The organism is Pseudomonas corrugata (assembly GCF_001269905.1).
GTDB lineage: Bacteria > Pseudomonadota > Gammaproteobacteria > Pseudomonadales > Pseudomonadaceae > Aquipseudomonas > Aquipseudomonas corrugata.
In genome coordinates this window covers 961,832-985,270 of record NZ_LHVK01000003.1, presented here as the reverse complement: position 1 = coordinate 985,270, position 23,439 = coordinate 961,832, and the positions used below count along the sequence as shown (strand labels likewise).

General features: G+C 64.6%; 2 protein-coding genes and 1 pseudogene. All 3 read left to right on the top strand.

Translation table 11 applies throughout. The annotated features are described in order from the left end of the window. Positions 1 to 2: 2 nt before the first annotated feature. A pseudogene (locus AD665_RS04675) lies at positions 3 to 13,586 on the top strand (amino acid adenylation domain-containing protein); the annotation flags it as partial. 1,104 nt (positions 13,587 to 14,690) lie between these two features. Beyond that, a complete protein-coding gene (locus AD665_RS04670) occupies positions 14,691 to 15,953 on the top strand; it encodes a glycosyltransferase (RefSeq protein WP_053191119.1) in 1,263 nt (420 codons plus the stop codon). Between the two features lie 94 nt (positions 15,954 to 16,047). Beyond that, positions 16,048 to 23,313, top strand: a complete 7,266-nt coding sequence (locus AD665_RS04665) for an amino acid adenylation domain-containing protein (protein WP_053191118.1) — start codon at positions 16,048 to 16,050, stop codon at positions 23,311 to 23,313. Positions 23,314 to 23,439 lie beyond the last annotated feature (126 nt).

Here is a 23,439-nt window from a genome sequence, read left to right as displayed (position 1 = left end):
AATTGAACGAACATAACGATAGTCTCGACCAGTTGAAACGTGCCGCACTGCTGCGCCTGCTCAAGCAGCGCGGCGCCACACGGGTCATCGAAACAGCTCCCGACGACATCACCGGCGCGGATCGCGAAGGTCCGCTGGCACTGTCGTTCGCCCAGCAACGACTGTGGTTCCTCGATCAGTTGGACCCGACGGCCAGCGCCGCCTATCACATCCCCGCTTCGCTGGTGCTGCGCGGCGCCCTCGACCGTACCGCGCTGAAGAACGCCCTCGATGGTCTGGTGGCGCGACATGAAAGCCTGCGCACCACCTTCCGCCGCGACGGCGAACATCCGCTGCAAGTGATCGCCCCGGCCGATTGTGGCTTCAACCTGCAGGAACAGGACCTGCGCCACCTGCCTCGGGACGAGGCCGGGCGGCAAGCCACCCGACTGGCGGAAGAGGAAGCGGCCCGAGCGTTCGACCTGCTGCACGGTCCGCTGATTCGCGGCACGTTGCTGTGCCTGGCCGACGATGAGCATCGGCTGTTGATCACCCAGCACCACATCATCTCCGACGGTTGGTCCATTGGCCTGCTGGTCAAGGAGTTCGCCGCGCTGTACCAGGCATTCAGTACCGGACAAGCCGATCCGCTGCCGCCACTGCCCCTGCAGTACGCCGACTACGCCGCCTGGCAGCGCCGTCATCTGCAGGGCGAGCGCCTCGACCAGCAAGTGGAATTCTGGCGCGCTCACCTGGCCGGCGCCCCGGCGGTGCTCACGCTGCCTACCGACCGGCCGCGCCCGGCGGTACAAAGCTACCGGGGTGAAACCCTGGGCTTCGACCTGCCCGCCCCGCTGTCCGCTGCCATCGCCCGGTTCGCCCAGTCCCGCGCCGCAACCCCGTTCATGACCCTGATGGCGGCCTGGGCGGTGCTGCTGGCACGGATCAGCGGCCAGCAGGACTTGGTGATCGGCACCGTTGCCGCCAACCGCGACCGCCAGGATGTGCAGTCGCTGATCGGTTTCTTCGTCAACACCCTGGCCCTGCGCATCCGCCTGGAAGCCAACCCGACCCTCGAGCAGGTGCTGCAACAGGTCAAGGACCTCATGCTGGAGTCTTCCAGCCGCCAGGACACCCCGTTCGAGCTGGTGGTCGAAGCCCTCAAGCCGCCGCGCAGCGCCAGTTACAGTCCGGTGTTCCAGACCATGCTCTACACCAACGCCGGGGGGGCCGGCGGCCAGTTGCACCTGCCGGGACTGGACCTGGAGTTCCTGCCGTCGCGCAAGGACAACACCCAGCACGACCTGTCCTTGCACATCGACGAAGGTGGCCCGAACCTGTCTTGCAGCCTGTCGTATTCCACGGCACTGTTCGATGCCGCTACCGTCGAGCGCCTCGCGGCGCGCTTCGAACGCCTGCTGCAGTGTTTCACCGAAGCACCGGACACCCGTATCGGTGCATTGGAACTGGACCCGACCCTGGTCCTGCCGGCCATCACCGCGCTGACGCCGGTGCCGGAGCGCATGCCACTGTCCTATCACCAGGAACGGCTCTGGTTTGTCGACACCTTCGAGACCGGTTACCTGTACGACGCCAACCCGGTCTATCACAACATCCCGTTGCTGCTGGAACTGACCGGCGAGATCAATCAACCAGCCCTGCAAACCGCCCTTGACGGCCTGCTGGCCCGTCACGACATCCTGCGTTGCCGGATCCAGAGCGACGGCGCGAATGCCTGGCAATGCTTCGACGGACCGGCCACCCTGGCCCTTGAACGGATCCAGGGCAACCCGGACACCCTCGCCGCCCAGGCCCTGGCCGAAACCCGTCGGCCGCTGGCCATGAACGGTGGCAGCCTGGTGCGCGCCAGCCTGGTGCAAGCGGACGAACGCACCGCCGTGCTGGCGATTGCCGTGCATCATTTGCTGGCCGACCGCACCTCCATGCAATTGCTCAAGCGCGACCTGCTGGCCCTCTATGCTGCCGCTTGCGCCGAGCGCAACGCCGAGCTGCCGGCCCTGCCGCTGGGCTATGGCGACTTTGCCGCCTGGCAACGCCAGCTCCCGGCTGCGGTGCTGGAAAACCTGCGGGCTTATTGGAGCTACCAGTTGCGCGGCAAGCTGCAAGCCCTGGAGCTGCCGCTCAATCGCCCGCGCATGGCCGTGCATGTGTTCGCCGAAGCGACCCACGCCTTCACCCTCGAAGCACCGCTGGTCCGCCGCCTTGACGCTCTGGCCAGGGAAGTCGGCGTGAGTACCGACAGCCTCGCCCTCAGCGCCTTCACTGCATTGCTGCGCCGCTATGCCGGCCACAATGAACTGGTGATCGGTACCACGGCCGCCTGCCGCGAGCCCGGCCTGAACGACGTTGTCGGGCCGCTGGACAACCTGCTGGTCATGCGTGGGTTCTGCGACAGCGACACCACCTTGCAGCAGCTCTGGGAACAAACCAGCCACAACCTGACCCAGGCCCTGCGCCATCGTCACATGCAGTTCGACCAACTGGTGCTGGCGCTGAATCCGGCCAAGGACATGAGCCGCACCGCGCTGTTCGACGTACTGTTCAACTTCCAGCGCGACACCGACGCCAGCACGCTGGTCGCGGGGCTGGCGGTCAGTACCCTGGAAAGCAACCTGGGCTACGGCAAGAACGATCTGCACCTGCTGATCAGCGCTGGCGAACAGCGCTGGGCCGGGCATGTGGTGTACAACGCGGAGTTCTTCGACGCCGGGTTCATCCAGCAGTTGATGCGTCACTACGCGCGCCTGCTGGAAGCCTTTGTCGAGGATGCCCGGCAGCGCGTCGACGATGTTCCCCTGCTGGACAGCGCCGAGCGGCAGCGGCAGATCATCGACTTCAACGACAGCGAAGCGGCCTGGCCCGACACCCTGACCCTGCAGCAGATTTTCGAGGAGCAGGCCCGCCGGACACCGGACCGTATTGCCGTCAACCTCGGCGAGGAACAGCTGAGCTATCGCCAGCTCAACGAACAGGCCAACCGCCTCGCCCACCGTTTGCGCGCCGCAGGTGTGCGGCCCCAGGAACTGGTGGCCATCACGCTGGAGCGCTCGGTGCAAATGATCGTCGCCACCCTGGCGGTGCTCAAGGCCGGCGGCGCCTATGTGCCCATCGACCCGGCCTCGCCCCAGGAACGCACTGCCTACGTGCTGCGCGACAGTGGTGCCGGCAAGGCCATTGCGCGCCAGGGCATGGCGCCGACGCTGCGGGCACTGGGTATCGAGGTCCTCGATCCGACCCTCGGCAACATTGACGCCAGCGTCGCCAACCCGACCCACGTCAACACCCCGGACCACCTCTGCTACGTGATCTATACCTCGGGCTCCACAGGTGAACCCAAGGGCGCGCTGCTCGAACACCGCAACGTCGTGCGCTTGCTGCACAACAATCGCCCGGACTTCCAGTTCAATGCCGAGGATGTCTGGTCGCTGTTCCACTCCAACGCTTTCGACTTCTCGGTCTGGGAAATCTTTGGCGCGTTGCTCCATGGCGCACGCCTGACCCTGGTGCCCGAGGCCCTGCGGCGTGATCCGGTAGAGCTGCTGGGTTTCCTCGAACGCGAACAGGTGACGGTGTTGAACCAGACCCCCTCGGCGTTCCATCAGCTCAGTGCCGCCGCGCTGACGACGCCGGATGTGCGCCTGGCGCATTTGCGCTACGTGATTTTCGGTGGGGAAAGCCTGGAGCTGGGCAAGCTCGATGCCTTCCACCGTGCCTTCGGGCATGTGGCCCTGGTGAACATGTACGGCATCACCGAAACCTGCGTCCACGTCACCTACAAAGCCATTGGCGCGGCCGACATCGCCGCCGGCATCTCCAATGTCGGCCGGCCGATTCCGACCACCGTGGCCTACGTGCTCGACGCCCAGCAGCGGCTGCTGCCCGTCGGCGTGGCCGGTGAGATCTGCGTCGGCGGCCTGGGGGTCGGCCGGGGCTACCTGAACCGTCCGGCCTTGAGCGCCGAACGTTTCATTGCCGACCCGTTCCGTCCCGGCGAGCGGCTGTATCGCTCCGGGGACCTGGGCAAGTTGCTGGACAACGGCGAGATCGTGCACCTGGGCCGGATGGACGCTCAGGTGAAGATCCGCGGTTTCCGCATCGAGCTGGGGGAAATCGAAGCCAAGCTGCTGGCCTGCGAGGGCGTGCGGGAAGCCAAGGTGCTGGCCCGTGATGATGCGAACCAGGGCAAGCGTCTGATCGCCTATCTGATTCCCCGTGCGGGCGCGGTGCTGGAAGTGGCCGCCTTGCGTAAGCAATTGGGCGCGACCCTGCCCGACTACATGATCCCGACGGCCTTCGTCAGTCTGCATGCCTACCCGCTCACGGCCAACGGCAAACTCGACCAGGAGGCCTTGCCCGAGCCGGACCTGGGCGCCATGTCCGAGCGCGGCTACACCGCCCCCGAGGGCGCCACCGAAACCGCCCTGGCGCAGATTTTCCAGGAGCTGCTGGGCCTGGAGCGCGTGGGTCGTTGTGACAGTTTCTTCGAACTGGGTGGGCATTCGCTGCTGGCCGCGCAACTGGTTTCCCGGGTACGGCAACAGTTGGGCTGCGAGCTGATGCTGCGCGAGCTGTTCAGCCACCCCACCGTGGAAGAACTGGCACGAGTGGTGGGCGCCCCGCACACCGCCGAGGCCGAGACCATCGGCCTGGTCGACCGCAACGGGCCGCTGGCGTTGTCGTTCGCCCAGCAACGCTTGTGGTTCCTCGACCAGCTCGATTCCGGCGCCGGCAGCGCCTATCACATGCCGGCCGCCTTGCTGCTGCGTGGCGATCTCGACCGTGCGGCCCTCAAGGCCGCGCTGGATCGCCTGGTGGCCCGGCATGAAAGCCTGCGCACCACCTTCGAACGCCATGGCGAGCAGCCGGTGCAGGTCATCGCCCCCGCGGACTGTGGCTTCGCCCTGGCCGAACAGGACCTGCGCGCACTGCCCTACGAACAAGCCAGCGTCAGTGCATCGCGCATCGGCAACAACGAGGCCCTGGCGCCGTTCGACCTGAGCCGTGGACCGCTGATCCGCGGGCGCCTGCTGAGCCTGGCCGATGACGAACACATCCTGCTGATCACCCAGCACCACATCATCTCCGACGGCTGGTCGGTGGGTGTGCTGGTCAAGGAATTCGCCGCCCTCTACCGGGCCTTCAGCCAGCAGCAACCCGATCCTCTGCCGGCGTTGCCGATCCAATATGCCGACTACGCCGCCTGGCAGCACCAGGCCCTCGACGGTGAACGGCTCAATCGCCAGGCCGAGTTCTGGCGCGACCACCTGGAAGGCGCGCCGGCCTTGCTGTCCCTGCCCACCGACCGCCCACGTCCGGCGATGCAGAGCTATCGAGGCGGCGATGTCGCAGTGACCATCGCCCCGGCATTGCGCGAACGCCTGGAGCACTTCTGCCAGGCCCACAACGTGACCCTGTTCATGGCGCTGCTCGGTGCCTGGTCGGTGCTCATGGCGCGCCTGGGCAACGAACGGGACGTGGTCATCGGCGTACCGACGGCCAACCGCAGCCGCACCGAGACCGAAAACCTGATCGGTTTCTTCGTCAACACCCTCGCCCTGCGCGTAGACCTCTCGCAGAACCCGAGCGTGACGCAACTGCTGGAGCAGATCAAACAGACCACCCTGGCGGCCCACGAGCACCAGGACATTCCTTTCGAGCAAGTCATCGAAGCCGTACAGCCGCCGCGCTCTCTGAGCCACAACCCGCTGTGCCAGGTCGCCCTGTCGCTGGACAACACCCCGGGCGGTGGCGAATTGAGCCTGCCCGGCCTGACCCTGGTGCCTGTGGCCCAGGCCCATGAAACCTCGCAGTTCGACCTGATGCTGACCCTGGGCAATGACGGCGGCACGTTGTCCGGCGTGATCGAATACGCCAGCGACTTGTTCGACCGTGCCACCGTGGAGCGTTTCGCCCAGCATTTCCAAACCCTGCTCGAAGCCATGGTGACGGACGTCGAACAACCCGTGCTCGGCTTGCCGTTGCTCAGCCCCGCACAACGCCAGGCCTCGCCAGCGGTGTTACCGCCCAAGGCCGTGTTTACCCCCGAACCGTTGATTCATCAGCGCTTCGAACAACTCGCCGCCGCCCAGCCCGAGGCCATTGCCCTGGTCTTTGGCGACACGGCGTTGAGTTACCAGGCCCTCAATCGCCGGGCCAACCGCATCGCCCAGGCGCTGCTGGCCCAGGGCGTGCGCCCTGACGACCGGGTGGCAATCCTGGCTCAACGCGGCGTGGAAATGGTCTGCGCGGTACTGGCGGTGCTCAAGGCCGGTGCGGCCTATGTGCCGCTGGACCCGGCCTACCCCGCCGAACGACTCGGCTACTTGTTGGACGACAGCACACCGGTCGTACTGCTGGCACAACCGACGTGCCTCGCCGCGCTGCCCGAGCATGCCGTGCCGCTGGTGAATCTCGACGATGCCCCCACGGCAGATGACCTGGCGGAACTGGACCGCAATCCGGACGCCCAAGCGCTCGGCCTGACATCGCGGCACCTGGCCTATGTCATCTACACCTCGGGTTCCACCGGTTTGCCCAAAGGGGTATTGGTGGAGCACGGCAACGTGGCGCGCCTGTTCGACGCCACTGCCGAACTGTTCGACTTCGGTCGCAACGACGTCTGGACGCTGTTCCACTCCTTTGCGTTCGACTTCTCGGTCTGGGAAATCTGGGGCGCGCTGAGCTACGGCGGCAAGCTGGTGGTGGTGCCGAGCGAAGTGGCCCGTTCACCCGACGATTTCTATGCGCTGGTCTGCCAGCAACAAGTGACCGTGCTGAACCAGACGCCGAGCGCCTTCCGCCAGTTCATCGAGGCCCGTGAGCGCAGCGACCTGGAACACGGCCTGCGGGAAGTGATTTTCGGCGGCGAGGCCCTGGATTTCCGCAGCCTGCGGCCATGGACCGCACGCACGGCCCTGTCCCGCACGCGCCTGGTGAACATGTACGGCATCACCGAAATCACCGTGCACGCCACCTACTACCCCGTCAGTCAGGATGAAATCGACGCGGGCGCGCCGAGCCTGATCGGCCCACCATTGCCCGACCTGTGCCTGCGGATTCTCGACGACTACGGGCAACCGGTACCGGTGGGGGTCAATGGCGAGATCTACATCGGTGGCGCCGGTGTGGCCCGGCATTACCTCAATCGCGACAAACTGAGTGCCGAGCGCTTCATTCCCGATCCGTTCGCGACGCAAACCGAGGCCCGGCTGTACCGCACCGGCGATATCGCCCGCTACCGCGCCGACGGCGGGGTGGTCTACGTGGGCCGCAACGACTCGCAGATCAAGATCCGCGGTTTTCGGATCGAGCTGGGCGAAATCGAAGCCCAACTGCTGGCCTGCGCTGAAGTCCGTGAAGCCCTGGTGACCGTGCGCGAAGACCAGCCCGGCGACAAACGCCTGGTGGCGTACCTGATCGCCCATGAAGGGGTCGTGGTGGAGTCGTCGGCCTTGCGCAGCCAACTGGCGAGCGTGCTGGCCGAGCACATGGTGCCCAGCGCCTTCGTGACCCTGGCGGCCTGGCCGTTGACCACCAACGGCAAGCTGGACCGCAACGCCTTGCCGACACCGGACGCCTCCGCCGCCGCAAGCCAGCGGTATGAGGCACCGCTGGGGACTATCGAAATCACCCTGGCCAATGCCTGGCAGGAGTTGCTCGGGGTAGAACGGGTGGGTCGCCAGGACCACTTCTTCGAACTCGGCGGCCATTCCTTCCTGGTCATCAGCCTGATCGAGCGTCTGCGCCAGGCCGACCTGCAACTGGACGTGCGCACGGTGTTCTCGGCGCCAACCCTCAAGGCCATGGCCGCGGTCCTGGCCGGCGGCAACAACACGCAGCGGGTCGTACCGGCGAACCTGATCCCCGCCGACTGCACCGCCATCGAGCCGCAAATGCTGCCGCTGGTAACCCTCAGCCAGCAGGAAATCGAGCAGATTGTCGCCGATGTTCCCGGCGGCGCCGCCAATGTGCAGGACATCTACCCACTGTCGTCGTTGCAGGAAGGCATCCTGTTCCACCACCTGTTGCAGTCCGAGGGTGACGCCTACCTGATGCGCACGGTGGTAACGTTCAACCGGCGCCAGTTGCTCGATGACTTCCTCGCTGCGGTGCAGGTAGTGATCGACCGCCACGATATCCTGCGCACCGCCCTGCGCTGGCAGGGCCTGCCGCAACCGGTGCAGGTCGTCCATCGCCAGGCGCAATTGCCGGTGGTGACCCTGGATTGCTTCCCCGGCGAAGACGCCTTGCAGATCCTGCGTGACACGACCGACACCCATCATCTGCGCCTCGACCTGCAGCGGGCGCCGTTGATTGCCGCGTACATCATCTACGACGAACCTCGTGGACAATGGCTGCTCGCGCTGCTCGACCATCACCTGGTCAGCGACAACGTGACGTTGCGCTTGATCATGCTGGAGATCCAGGCGGTCCTGGCCGGCCAGGCCGACAGCCTGCCGTCGTCCCAGCCTTACCGTAACTTCATCGCCCAGGCCGCCACCGTGTCCCAGGCCGACCACGAAGCCTACTTCCGGCGCTTGCTGGCGGATGTCGATTCCACCACCGCGCCTTATGGTGTGCTGGATGTGCGTGGCAACGGCGCCGGGATCAAGCGCGCGGTCGAGCACCTGGGCGATGAGCTCAGTGCCCGGGTGCACCGCACGGCGCGCCAGCAAGGGGTGCCAACCTCGGTGCTGTTCCATGCGGCCTGGGGCCTGGTGGTCGCCGCGACCAGCGGCCGCGACGACGGGATTTTCGGCACGGTGCTGTCGGGTCGCTCCCAAGGCACCGCCGGTGCCGACCATGCGCTGGGGATGTTCATCAACACCTTGCCGATGCGCATCCGCTTGCAGCAGCACAGCGTCAGCGACATTGTCCATGACGCCTACCAGCAACTGAGCGAACTGCTGACCCACGAACAGGCCTCCCTGGCCCTGGCCCAGCGTTGCAGTGCGGTGGACGCTTCGTTGCCGCTGTTCACGGTGATCCTCAACTGCCGTCATGGCGACCTGGTGAACGCCTCCGGGGAAAACGTCGAGGACATGGGCGAGCACGAAGGCATGCACTTCGTCGCCTCGGAAACCCGCACCAACTACCCCATCGAAATCGCCGTGGCGAATGTGGCTGACGGCTTCTCCCTGACGGCCCAGTCCATCACCGGCATCGATCCGCAACGCATCGCCGCCTACCTGGGCCAGGCCGTGGCCGCCCTGGTGGACGCCCTGGAGCAATCCCCCGGACGCCTCGCCAGCAGCCTCGACGTGGTGCCCGCCAGCGAACGTCAGTTGCTGCTCGAAGACTTCAACCGCACCGCCAGCGATTTCGGTGCGGCGCAACCAATCCACCAGTTGTTCGAAGCCCAGGTGCACGCCAATCCCGACGCCGTGGCCCTGGTCTGCGAAGAGCGCCAGCTGAGCTATCGCCAGCTCAATCGTCGCGCCAACCACCTGGCCCGGCAGTTGCTCGCCCTCGGCGTGCAACCCGATCAGCGCGTGGCCATCTGCGCCGAGCGCAGCCTGGAGATGATCGTTGGCCTCTTGGGCGTGCTCAAGGCCGGTGCCGCCTACGTGCCCATCGACCCGGCCCACCCGGCCGAGCGCATGGCCTTCATGCTCCAGGACAGCCAACCCCAGGCGTTGTTGACCCAGTCGGCGCTGTCCCTGCCGTCCGGGGAACTGCCGGTGTTGTTGCTGGACATCGTGGAGTCGTTGCAAGCAGCGGACGATTCAGCTTTCGACAGCAACCCACAAGTACCGAGCCTGACTGCGGAACACCTGGCCTACGTGATCTACACCTCCGGTTCCACCGGCCAGTCCAAGGGCGTGATGGTCGAGCACCGTTCGGTATTCAACTTCTGGCACGTGTTGACCCGCACCACCCACCAGCACTGCCCGACCCCGGCCACCGTAGCCCTGAACGCCGGGTTCTTCTTCGACATGTCGATCAAGGGCATTGCCCAGCTGTTCTCCGGCCATCGCCTGGTGATCATCCCGCAACTGATCCGCGCCAGCGGCAGCGAGTTGCTGGACTTCCTCGAACAGCACCAGGCACATGCCTTCGACTCCACGCCATCGCAGCTCGACACCCTGCTCGCCGCCGGCCTGCTGGAGCGCCAGAGCTACCAGCCGGTGAGCGTGCTGCTCGGTGGCGAGGCGATCAACGCCGCCACCTGGGACAAGCTGCGTAACTGCCAGAGCATCCGCTTCTACAACATGTACGGCCCCACCGAGTGCACGGTGGACGCCACCATCGACCTGATCCGCGACCTGGGTGAGCGGCCGAGCATCGGTCGCCCCTTCGCCAACGTCCAGGTCCACGTGCTGGATGCACGGGGCGAACCGGCACCGTTGGGGGTGGCCGGGGAAATCCATATCGGCGGTGTCGGTGTGGCCCGGGGTTACCTGAACCGGCCGGAGCTGAGCGCCGAGCGCTTCATCGCCGATCCGTTCAGCGGTGAGCCGAGCGCCCGCCTGTACAAGACCGGCGACCTCGGTCGCTGGTTGGCCGATGGCACGCTGGAGTACCTGGGTCGCAATGACTTCCAGGTGAAGATCCGCGGTTTCCGCATCGAGTTGGGTGAGATCGAGAATGCCCTGGTGGCTTGCCCGGGTATCCGCGAAGCCGTGGTGATCGCCCGTGAGGACAGCCAGGGCGACGCGGAGAGCAAACGCCTGGTGGCCTATGTCTGCGGCGAACCGGTTCCGGCTGAGCAACTGCGCAGTGCGCTGTTGAGCGGACTGCCCGAGTACATGGTGCCCAGCGCCTTCGTGCACCTGGACGCCCTGCCCCTCACCGCCAACGGCAAGCTCGACCGCCGTGCCCTGCCCGAACCCGGTCAGGACGCCCTCGCCAGCAAAGCCTACGAGGCGCCGCTGGGTGACACCGAGATCGCCATCGCCGAGATCTGGAAAGGCCTGCTGCACCTGGATCAGGTTGGCCGTCACGACGGCTTCCTCGAACTGGGCGGTCACTCGCTGCTCGCCGTGCAGTTGCTGTCCAGGCTGCGCCGCAAACTGGGCGCGCGGATTACCTTGCGCGAACTGTTCGACGCACCGACGGTGCGTGGCCTTGCCGCGCTGGTCCACAGCGCGTCGCCCAATGAAACGGCATCGATTCCACTGGCGAATCGCTCGGGACGGCTGCCGTTGTCCTTCTCCCAACAACGGCTGTGGTTCCTCGATCACCTGGACCATGCCGCCGGCGCCGCCTACCACTTGCCCCTGGCCCTGCGCCTGACAGGCTCGCTGGATAAGGCCGCCTTACTAGCCACGCTCGACCGCCTGGTGGCGCGCCATGAAACCTTGCGTACCCGTTTCGAGTTGGTGGACGGCGAGCCGGTGCAAAAAATCGCCCCGGCCGACTGCCGCTTCCAGCTGGAACAGCAGGACCTGCGCCAGATGCCGGCCGACGAACGCACGGCCACGCTGGAGCGCCTCAGTCACCTCAACACCACGCAGTTGTTCGACCTGAACCAGGGACCGCTGATGCGCGGCCATCTGGTGCAAGTGGCGGACGACGAACATGTGCTGTTCATGACCTTGCACCACATCGTCTCCGATGGCTGGTCCAACAGCGTCCTGGCCCGGGAAGTGAGCGTGCTCTACAGCGCATTCGCCCAAGGCCAGAAAGACCCGTTGCCACCGCTGGCGCTGCAATACGTCGACTATGCCGCCTGGCAGCGCAAATCCCTCGAAGGGCCGGCGTTGCAGGCGCAGATCGACTTCTGGCGGCAACACCTGGAAGGCGCGCCCGCACTGTTGAACCTGCCGCTGGATCGCCCGCGTCCGGCGATACAGAGCTATGCCGGCGGCATCGTCGACTGTGCTTTCTCTGCATCCCTCAGTGCCGAACTGCGTGCCTTCAGCCAGGCCCAGGGCACCACGTTGTTCATGGTACTGCTGGCCGGCTGGTCGGTGTTGATGAGCCACCTGAGCGGACAGCACGACGTGGTGGTCGGCACGCCGGTGGCCAACCGTCAGCGGCCGGAGCTGGAGGCGCTGATCGGTTTCTTCGCCAACACCCTGGCGTTGAGGATCGATACCGGGCGCGACAGCCGCGTCGACGGGTTGCTGACGCGGATCAAGGACCAGACACTGGCGGCCTACAGTCACCAGGACCTGCCCTTCGAACAGGTGGTCAGTGCATTGCAGCCGACTCGCAGCATGAGCCACAGCCCGTTGTTCCAGGTGATGTTGAGCCTGGACAACACGCCACCGGCGCCGCTGCAACTGCCGGGGCTTGCGGTGCAAACCCTGGAAAGCCCGCACAACACCACCCAGTTCGACCTGTCGCTGTCACTGGTCGACAATGGCGAGCGCATCAGCGGTAGCCTGCAATACGCCAATGATCTGTTCGACCGAGAGACCGTGCAGAACATCGCCGGACTGTTCGCCAAGGTGCTGGAAAACCTGGTTGCCGATTCACGGCAATCCATCGGCCAAGTGCTGGAAAACACGCCGCCGCTGGAACGCTCGGCCGCCGCCGTGGCCTCGCCGACCGGAGCAGAAGACACTCCGATCCCAGCCTTGCCTTACGAAGCCCCACGGGGCGAGACCGAAATCGCCATCGCGGCGCTCTGGCGGGACCTGTTCAAACAGGAGCGCATCAGCCGTCACGATGACTTCTTCAGCCTCGGCGGAATTTCGTTGATGGCGGTGCAGATGGCTTCGCGCTTGCGCAAGGTCCTCGGCAAGCCGATTGCCGTGCGTGATCTGTTCGTCGAGCCGACCATTGCCGGCTTCGCCAGGACCCTCGATGGCCAAGCCCGACCGGGGGCCAACAGCAACCTGGTACCGATCCGTCGCAGCGGTTCCCAGCGGCCGCTGTACCTGGTGCATCCACTTGGTGGCGAGGTGCAATACGCACGGGACCTGGCGCCGTCGCTGGATCCCCAGGTTCCGGTCTACGGCCTGGCCGCCAGTGGCCTGGTGGCAGGAGAAGCGCCGCTGTCGGATGTCCCGTCCATGGCAGCGCGTTACCTGGCGGGCATCCGTCAGGTTCAGCCGCAGGGTCCGTACCGGATTGCCGGGTGGTCGGCCGGTGGTCTGATCGCCTATGAAATGGCCCGCCAACTGCTGGCCGGCGGTGAGGTGGTGGAGTTCCTCGGCATCATCGACGCGTCGGCACGCCCTGAACCGGTGCCGATGCAAGCGATGAGTGAAGCGCAATTCCTGATGGCCTGGCTCCCCGAACAGATCGCCCCCGACCTGCTCGGACAACTGACGGAACTGGCGCAACACTCGGCCATCGAGGCGATGCTGACGCTGTGTATCACCCACCGCCTGCTACCGGAGGAACTGCCCCTTGATATCGACGCTGCCCTGCTGCGCACCCACCTGGGGGTGGCCTATGCAATGCGACAGGCCATCGGCACCTACGTCAGCCCACCGAGCCCGCTCGAGGTATCGCTGTTCACCGCAAGTGAACAGCAGCGCAACGACCCGACCCTGGGCTGGCGCGGGCTGCTCAATGACCAGGTGAACGTGACCGCCCTTCCCGGCACCCACAACACGGTGGTCAAAGCCCCCAATGTGGCCAGGTTGGGCGAGGCGATGTCCCGGGCCTTGAAAGCTCGAGCCATGTCATAGGATCGGGTTTGCGCAAGTCAGTCAGCATGGACGCTGGCTGACCTACCGCTATCGCGAGCAGGCTCGCTCCCACATTCGACTTGAGGTGTACGCAGCCTTTGCACACACCACCAGCCCCTGTGGGAGCCGGGCTTGCCCGCGAAGACGGCGGCACATTCAACATCTCTGTGGCAGACACTCCGCTATCGCGAGCAGGCTCGCTCCCACATTGGACTTGAGGTGTACGCAGTCTTTGCACACACCACCAGACCCTGTGGGAGCCGGGCTTGCCCGCGATGGCGGCGGCACATTCAACATCTGCATGACAGACACTCCGCTATCGCGAGCAGGCTCGCTCCCACATTGGACTTGAGGTGTACGCAGCCTTTGCACACACCACCAGACCCTGTGGGAGCCGGGCTTGCCCGCGAAGACGGCGGCACATTCAACATCTGCATGACAGACACTCCGCTATCGCGAGCAGGCTCGCTCCCACATTGGACTTGAGGTGTACGCAGCTTTTGCACACACCACCAGACCCTGTGGGAGCCGGGCTTGCCCGCGAAGACGGCGGCACATTCAACATCTCTGTGGCAAACACTCCGCTATCGCGAGCAGGCTCGCTCCCACATTGGACTTGAGGTGTACGCAGCTTTTGCACACACCACCAGACCCTGTGGGAGCCGGGCTTGCCCGCGAAGACGGCGGCACATTCAACATCTACATAACAGGCACTCCGCTTTCGCGAGCAGGCTCGCTCCCACAGGAGATTTGGGGTGTACGCAGCTTTTGCATACACCACCAGACCCTGTGGGAGCCGGGCTTGCCCGCGATGGCGGCGGCACAGTCAACATCTCCGTGGCAGACACTCCGCTTTCGCGAGCAAGCCCGCTCCCACAGAGGATTGGCGATTGGACGCTGTATTTGTGCACCTCGCAGGAATCCGAGGCGCACGCCTACCAACCGTCGAGTGTCCCCATTTTCCGCCACAGACTTTTGCTCCCCGCCAATGCTTAATGCCCCCCGACAGGCTGAACCGTTTTAGTGGACGGAGTCCACGGACGGTCTCTGATCGCTGCAGATCAGGGTGGCCTACAACCGCAAGATCACTCTGGAGGGAACCTTATGCATGTGATCATTACGGCCGTCGGCTCAGCCGGTGACGTTCATCCATTTGTCGGCATCGGCCGCACGCTGGTGGCACGCGGGCACCGGGTCACGTTTTGCGCCAGCGCGGCGTTCGCGCCGTTGATCGAGCGCTGTGGTTTCAATTTCTTGCCATTGGGTACCCGTGAGGAATATGACGAGGTCATGGCTGACCCGGCGCTGTGGCATCCGCGCACGTCACTGCCGACCCTCTGGAAAACCATCGCCAGCACCCTGCGTGAACAGTACCGGCTGCTGGAACAGGCCTGTGACGACGAGACAGTCATGCTGGGTTCCCTGTGGGCATTCTCGGCGCGTCTGCTGCAGGAAAAGCACGGTGTCCCGCTGATCACCGCACAGGTGTCGCCGTTCGGTTTCTGGTCGGCCGCAGCGCCCTCGACCCATCCACCGGGCGCCAACCTGCCGGCCTTCGTGCCTTATCCCGTGAAGCGGCTGCTGCTGGGAATGATCGAACGGGCATTTCTCGACCGAGTCATGGCGCCTGAGCTCAACAGCTTCCGCCGCGAACTGGGGCTCGCGCCGACCAAACGCATCATCAGCCAATGGATTTCCTCGCCTGACCGGGTGCTGGGGTTGTTTCCGGAGTGGTTTGCCCCGGTGCAACATGACTGGCCTGCCCAGACCGTCCTGACCGGCTTCCCATTGTTCGACGAGTCGGGTCTGCAACCGCTCGACGCCGAACTGGAAGACTTCCTGAACGAGGCATCTCCAGTGGTGTTCACCCCGGGCTCGACCATGGTCAACGGCGAGCAATATTTCACCGCGGCGGTTCAGGCGCTGAAGCTGGTCAACCGCCGCGGCGTGTTCCTGACCAGCCAGTCGGTGGGTCCTTCAGTATCCGGTGAAGGCAGAATCCTGGTACGGCGCTACGTGCCGATGAGTCGCATCCTGCCCCACAGCGCGGCGCTGGTGCATCACGGCGGTGTCGGGACCACGGCCCTGGCCATGGCCGCCGGCGTGCCGCAGATCGCCACGCCATTCGCTCACGACCAGTTCGACAATGCTGCACGAATGGAACGTCTGGGCTGTGGCATGCGGGTCTTCCCGCCCGCCTCCGCCGAGTCGCTGGCCGCAGCGCTGGACAAGGTCTTGAACAGCCAGGAAGTACGCGCCAGTTGCGACCGCTACCGCACGTTGATTCCGAGCGGTGACAGCGCCAGTGAAGCGGCAGCCCTGCAGATCGAGGCGCTCGCCCGGTCTGCCAGGTCACGCGCTGCCTGAGGCCGACATCGCCCAGCGCAATCATGGATGAAACAGCCACCGACAGGAGAACGCCAGCCGTTCTTCTGTCAGGGCTTTGAAAAGGACGACGAACATGGACGTGCTCTACCCGCTTACCGCCCCGCAACTGGACATCTGGCTGGATCAAGTGCTGCACGGCGACAGCCCGCTGTACAACATTGGCGGGTATGCCTGCATCAACGGCCCGGTCGACGCCGCAAAGTTGCAACAGGCGATCGACCAGGTGATCAGTCGTCACGACGCTCTGCGCATTCAACTGGTACCCGGCTCGGCGGAGCACCCCCTGCCGCGACAACGCTTCCTTGAATCGGCCAGCGCATCGCTGACCTTGCACGATGTGTCAGCAGAAGCCAATCCGCAGGCCAGCGCCCTGGCCCTGCTGCAAGTCAACCTGCAAACACCGTTTTCCTTTGAAGGCGGACTGCTGTTTCGCACGGACCTGATCAAGGTTCGCGAAGACCTCCATTACTTTTTCGTCAACTGCCACCACCTGATCATCGACGGCTGGTCCTTCGCCATGATCGGCCGAGCGATCAGCGAAGCCTACACCGCCGCATTGGATCCGGCGGAAGCGTCGCTGCCGGCACCGACCTACCGGGCGTATGTCGAGCAACATAAGAACGACAAAGACTCACCTGCCTTCCAGCGTCAGCGCCAATACTGGCTGGACAAATACCACAGCGTGCCCGAGCCCCTGCTCGCACCCCGTCACCCCGGTCGCTTCGAGCAACGCCTGGCCCCCAGCCAGAACCACGCCTGGCGCTTGCCCCGTGCGCTCTACAATCGTCTCGGCGAACGGGCGAAGGCCTGCGGGCAGGCGACGGTTTTCCATGCCATGTTGGGGCTGCTCTACAGCTATTTCGCGCGTATTACCCAACGCGATGAAATCGTGATCGGCATGCCGGTCCTCAACCGAGCCAATGCCACACACAAGGCCACCCTCGGCCTGTTCGTCGGCATGAGCCCGGTACGCCTCAGCCTGGGCACCGAACTGAGTTTCAGTGAGCTGGTGACCAGGATCGCCTTGACACTCAAGCAGGACTATCGTCATCAACGCTATCCATTGAGCGAACTGAACCGTGAGCTCGGCCTGCAGAATGTCGGCCGTCGGCAATTGTTCGACCTGGTGGTGTCCTACGAACAAGACCAGGACACCTGGTACGGGACCGCCCCCGCCCAACCGGTCAAACTCAGCAATGGCTACGAACAGATGCCCCTGTCGATGCACATTCGCGAAGCCGCGCCGGACGATGATGTGTGGATGCACTTCATCTACAACGAAGCCTGGTTCGACGCGGCGCAGATCGAGACCTTGCAGCAGCGTTTCATGACGGCGCTGCACTGTGTGGTCGATGATTTCGAAGTGCCAGTCAACGCCCTCGACATCATGCCTCCTGCCGAACGCTACCGGGTGGTCAATGAATGGAACCACACGGCTGTCGACTACCCCAGGGAGGTACTGCTTCATCAGTTGATCGAAGCCCAGGTAGCCGCGCATCCCGAAGCCACAGCGGTACGCTTCGAAGACCAGGCGCTGACCTACGATGAACTTAACCGACGGGCCAATCAGGTAGCTCATGCCCTGCTCGAAACAGGCATCGGCCCTGACGCACGGGTTGCCATCTGCCTGGAGCGCAGCCTGGAAATGGTGGTGGGCCTGCTGGGCATTCTCAAGGCGGGCGGCGCCTACGTGCCCCTGGACCCGGGCTATCCTGCCGACCGCTTGCGCCACATGTTGAGCGACAGTGCCCCCAGCGCACTGATCACCACGCGCACGTTGCTCTCGAATCTGCCCGCGGTGACAATGCCAATGCTGTGCCTGGATACCGATCTCGAGCACCTGTCCCGGCAACCGCAGCACAACCCGGACCCCATCGCGCTAGGGTTGACGCCCCGGCACCTGGCCTACGTGATCTACACCTCCGGCTCCACCGGCCTGCCCAAAGGCGTCATGAACCAGCATGACGGGGTGGTGAACCGATTGCTCTGGGCCCGCGACGCTTACCAGGTCGATGAACACAGCCGTGTCCTGCAAAAAACCCCGTTCAGTTTCGACGTGTCCGTCTGGGAGTTTTTCCTGCCGCTGCTCAGTGGCGCGCAACTGGTGGTCGCCGCTCCCGGCGGGCATCAGGACCCCCGCTACCTGCTGGACATCATGGCGAGTGCCGGCATCACCCTGCTGCATTTCGTGCCATCGATGTTGCAAGTGTTCCTCGATCAGGTCACGGCGCAACCGCTGCCAGACCTGCGAAAAGTCCTGTGCAGTGGCGAAGCCTTGCCTTATGCATTGCAGACGCGTTTCTTCGAGCGCCTGCCAGGGGTGCAGTTGCACAACCTCTATGGCCCCACCGAGGCGGCCATCGACGTGACGGCCTGGCATTGCCGGCCCGACGTGCACCCGGGCATCGTCCCCATCGGCCAACCGATCGCCAATACCCAGCTGTACATCCTCGACGCCAACCTGCAACTGTTGCCGCCGGGCATCACCGGCGAGCTTCACATCGGCGGTATAGGGGTCGCACGGGGTTACTTGAACCGTGAGCAACTGACCGCCGAACGGTTCATCCGCGACCCGTTCCAGGCCGACCCGCAGGCGCGCCTGTACAAGACCGGCGACCTGGGTCGCTGGCTGGCCGACGGCAGCATCGAATACCTGGGTCGCAACGACTTCCAGGTGAAGATCCGTGGCCTGCGTATCGAGCTCGGTGAGATCGAAGCGCGCCTGGCGGCATGCGCAGGCGTCAAGGAAGTCGTGGTCATTGCGCGCCAGGAAAGCGAAGGCGATGCCTGCCTCAGCGCCTACCTGGTGGGCGAATCCGATTGCGTGCTGTCACCCCAGGCCCTGAGTACAACTTTGCGCCAGCACGTGCCCGACTACATGGTGCCCCGGCACCTGATCCAGCTCGAACAATTGCCCTTGAACGCCAACGGCAAGCTCGACCGCAAGGCCTTGCCGGAACCCGCGCAATCCTTCGGCAGCACCGACGCAACCGAACCGCGCAACGCTCTGGAACAGGCACTGGCCGAGCTCTGGGCAGACAATCTGCAACGCCCCGTGCCCGGCGTTCACGACAATTACTTCATGCTCGGTGGCGACTCCCTGAAAGTCATCCACTTGCAGATCAAGGCCCGTGAACACGGGATCGGCCTGACGCTGGCACAGGTCTATCAGCACCCGACCATCGCTGAACTGGCCCAGAGCCTGCAGGCGCAGGCCGTCGCGCCGGCAGACCTGTCGCCCTCGGCCCATGTCGCCCCGTTCGCCCAGGTGCCGGAGGCGATCCGCCTGACCAATGAAGGTGAGTTCGAGGATGTTTTTGCCGCCTCGCAACTGCAGGTCGGGATGATCTACCACTCGATGATGCACCCGGATTCGGCGATCTATCACGACATCTTCCGCTACCGCCTGCGCCTGCGCTGGGATCCGCTCGCCTGGGACCGCGCCTGCCGCGCGTTGATCCGCCGTCACCCGGCATTGCGCATGTCGTTCGACATCGGCCATGCCGAAACCCCCATGGCCCGGATTCATTCAAGCGTCGAACCGCCGGTGCAAGTCATCGACGCCGTGTCACTGAGCCCTGAAGCCAGGGCCCAGGCGATTGATGCCTATGTGGAGGAGCGCAAGCGCTACCGCGAAGACTGGCAACGGGCGCCGCTGTATCAGTTCTGCGTGTTTGTCGCGGCCCAGGAAATCGACCTGGTGTTGAGTTTCCATCATGCGATTCTCGATGGCTGGAGCGTCGCCACCCTCATGCGTGACCTGATCAGGCTCTATACCGCGGAACCCGGTACGGACGCACTGCCCGCGCTGACCACCACCCCTGCCGACTTCGCCGTCCTGGAGCGGGAAGCCATGGCGTCCGACGTCCACCGCCACTTCTGGAGCGAATACCTGCGCGATGCACCGGCCGCCTCCATGACCAGTTGGGTCTCCGTGGTCGCCCCCGACCCGGTTCAGCACCGCTCGGCCTGGCGGGAACTGCCCCCGGCGGACCTGGCGCGGCTCGAGGCGTTCTGCCGCGTCCAGGACCTGCCGTTGCGCGCGGTCCTGCTGGCGGCCCACGGTTTCGCCCAAGCCATTCTGTCCAACCAGACGGAAGTGCTGTGTGGCGTCATCAGCCACGGTCGGCCGGAATTCGAAGATGCGGCCTCGGTGCTGGGCCTGTTCCTCAATACCCTGCCCATCCGCTTCAACACCCAGGGCGGCAACTGGCTTGAGATGATCCGCGCACTGATCGCCCAAGAGCAGCAGGTGTTCGCCCACCGGCGCTATCCGTTCGCACTGATCCATCGCGAAACCGCCGTGGCCCTGGACGTGGTGTTCAACTACGTCGACTTCTACGTGCTCCAGGACATGCTGGCGCAGGACGAGGAAATCCTCACCGAATGGGACACCACCGAAGCCAGCAACTATGACCTGCTGACCACCATCGGTCGCCATCCCGCCAACGGCTCGCTGATGCTGAAAATGGACTACTGCACGGCGCGGGTCGCCACCAGCCAGGTCGAGGCCTACGCCGATTACCTGCTGCGCACCCTTGAGCTGATGATCGCCGGGCCCGGTTCCGCGCCAAGCATACCGGCCTGGCTGCCCAACCCCGTCCAGGCCACGCCGGCGGAGGTCACGGCAATGCCCCATGCCAATCTGTCGTCCTTGTTGCTGGACCGCCTGGCGGGCCACGACGAACGAATCGCTGTGAGCTTCGAGCAGACCCACCTGTCCTATCGCCAACTGAGCGACACCTGCGCGCAACTGGTGAGTTGGTTGCACCGACACGGCATCGGACAAGGCGATCGGGTGGCGATCATGATGCCCCGCTCGCCCGAGCTGATCGTTGCCCTGCTCGGCGTGGTGCAGGCGGGCGCGGCCTATGTGCCGATTGACCTGAGCTACCCCCATGAACGTATCCGGCTGATTCTCGAAGACTCCCAACCGAGCCTGCTGCTGTTTGCCGATGCGTCGGCCACCCTGGCGACCACCCTGGCAGGCCAGACGGTCAAGCGTCATTGGAACGACGTGGCCGCCGGATTCGATGACGACCTGGCCCGCAGTCATGAGCTGGTGGCCCAGATTGCCGCCGGCATTGCAGGCGAAGATAACGCCTACCTGCTCTATACCTCGGGCTCGACGGGACGCCCCAAGGGCGTGGCCATGCCGCACCGTGCACTGACCAACCTGGTGCTCTGGCAGAACCGCCAGCAGGACATCGGCATACCGTTGAAGACACTGCAGTACGCGCCCATTTCGTTCGACGTCTCGTTCCAGGAGATTTTCTCCACCCTGTGCTGCGGTGCAGAGCTGGCCATGATCGACGAAGGGCTGCGCTATGACTTCATCCGGCTGCTGAAATTTATCCAGCTGCAAGACATCAATCGGCTGTTCCTGCCCTACGTCGCCTTCCAGGGGTTGGCGGAAGTCGCCGAGCAACTCGATCTCCGCCCCGCCTCGCTGCGCCAGATCAGCGTGGCCGGCGAGCAGCTGAAAATCACCGCCGAAATCCGCAACCTGCTGGATGGCCTCGACGATTGCCGAGTGGAAAATCACTACGGCCCGACCGAAGCCCATGTGGTCACTTGCCTCAAGCTTGAAGGCGCCGCAGCGTCCTGGCCGAGCATGCCGCCGATTGGCACCGCCATTGACGGGGTCCGCATGCATGTCCTGGATGCCACGGGCAACGCCTGCCCGGTCGGGGTCACAGGAGACTTGTTCATCGAAGGTATCTGCCTGGCGAACGGCTACTGGAATCGACCTGACCTGACTGACGAGCGCTTCATCTATCGCCAGTTGGACGGCAAGACCCGGCGTCTTTATGAAACCGGCGACATCGGGTTCTACCTGCCTTCGGGTGACCTCGTCTATCAGGGCCGCAGCGACGCGCAGGTGAAGATCCGCGGCTATCGCGTCGAACTGGGAGAGATCGAGGTGGCCATGCTCGGCTCCAGCCGGTTCGGTGCCGACATCCAGCAGGTGGCGGTCATCGACAAGGCGGCAGCGGACGGCAGTCGCTACTTGGTGGGCTTCGTCCAGGCCATGCCGGGGCGCGAGCCGGACCTGGATCAACTCAAGGCCGAGATGCGCCTGGCGTTGCCCGACTACATGGTGCCGAACACCCTCGTCGGCATCGCGCGGATACCCCTTGGCCCCACCGGCAAGATCGACCGCCGGCAACTGCAGAAGATCGAAGTGCAAACCACTCTGTTGCGCCCATTCACCGCGCCCAGGAACGCCATGGAGGATTTGCTGCAAGCCTACTGGCAAGAGGCCCTGGGCCTGGAAGACATCAGCGTGCATGACAACTTCTTCGAGCTCGGCGGCAATTCGCTCAAGGCCGTGCAACTGGTTGCCATGCTGACCCGACACCAGGGCCTGGAGCCGTCACTGTCCGACTTCATCCAGGCACCGACCATTGCCGAGTTCGCCCAGGTCCTGCAGCGGACCGACGCCGTGCCCTCTGACACCGGTGCGCTGGTGGACTTCAAGAATGCCGGCCGGGCGCCGACGCTGTTCCTGGTCCACCCCATCGGCGGGCATGTGCTGTGTTACGCCGCCCTCGCCCGGACGCTCAAGGATCAGGTTCATCTCTATGCGCTGCAAGCGCCAGGGACCTGGGATGCCCGTGAGCCGCTGCAATCGGTGCAGGCCCAGGCCGTGTGCTACGCAGACGCCATTGAACAGGTCGCACCCCAAGGCCCGCTGAACATCGGCGGCTGGTCCTATGGCGGCATCGTCGCCTATGAGCTGGCGAGCGAGTTGCGGCGGCGCGGACGGCGCCTGCACAACGTGTTCCTGCTGGATACCATCGTGCGCGTCAAGCAGGGCGAGGTCCGGATAGAACGCAGCGAGTTCATGAACTGGTTCATGTGGGAATTGCTCAGCGGCGACGGCCAGAAGGAATACGACTACCAGGCCCTGGACTTCTCTTCCATGACCGATGCGGACGCTTTCGATGCGATCAAACGGCACGGTATCGAGCAAGGCATTTTCGACAACAACATCACCCGGACCGCCTTGACGCAATTGTTCCAGGTATTCCATGCCAACTGGCAATCGTTGCTGGACTACCGCTTCCCGCCGCTGGACTTGCCGATCACCCTGTTCGCTGCGGATGTCGAGCTGCCCGATGTGTTGCAAGCGCCCCATGAGCTGGTGGGCACCGCCTTTCACGACCCGTATCGCGGCTGGCGGACAATTGCGCCCCAGGTGCAGCGGGTGGCCGTGGAAGGCGACCATCTGACCATGATGCGCGAGCCGTACATCGAGCGGGTGGGCGACATCATCCGCTCACGAATGGACGCGGCCCGGGCTGCACATGCCAGTGCCCTGGCGGCGCTGGCCTAGACGCTCAAGGGTCGACTGAAATTAATCCGTGGCGAGGGGATTCATCCCCGCTGGGCTGCACAGCAGTCCCGATACAGTTGATTGAATCCAGCTGACACACCGCTGTGCCTGGTTTGGGGCTGCTGT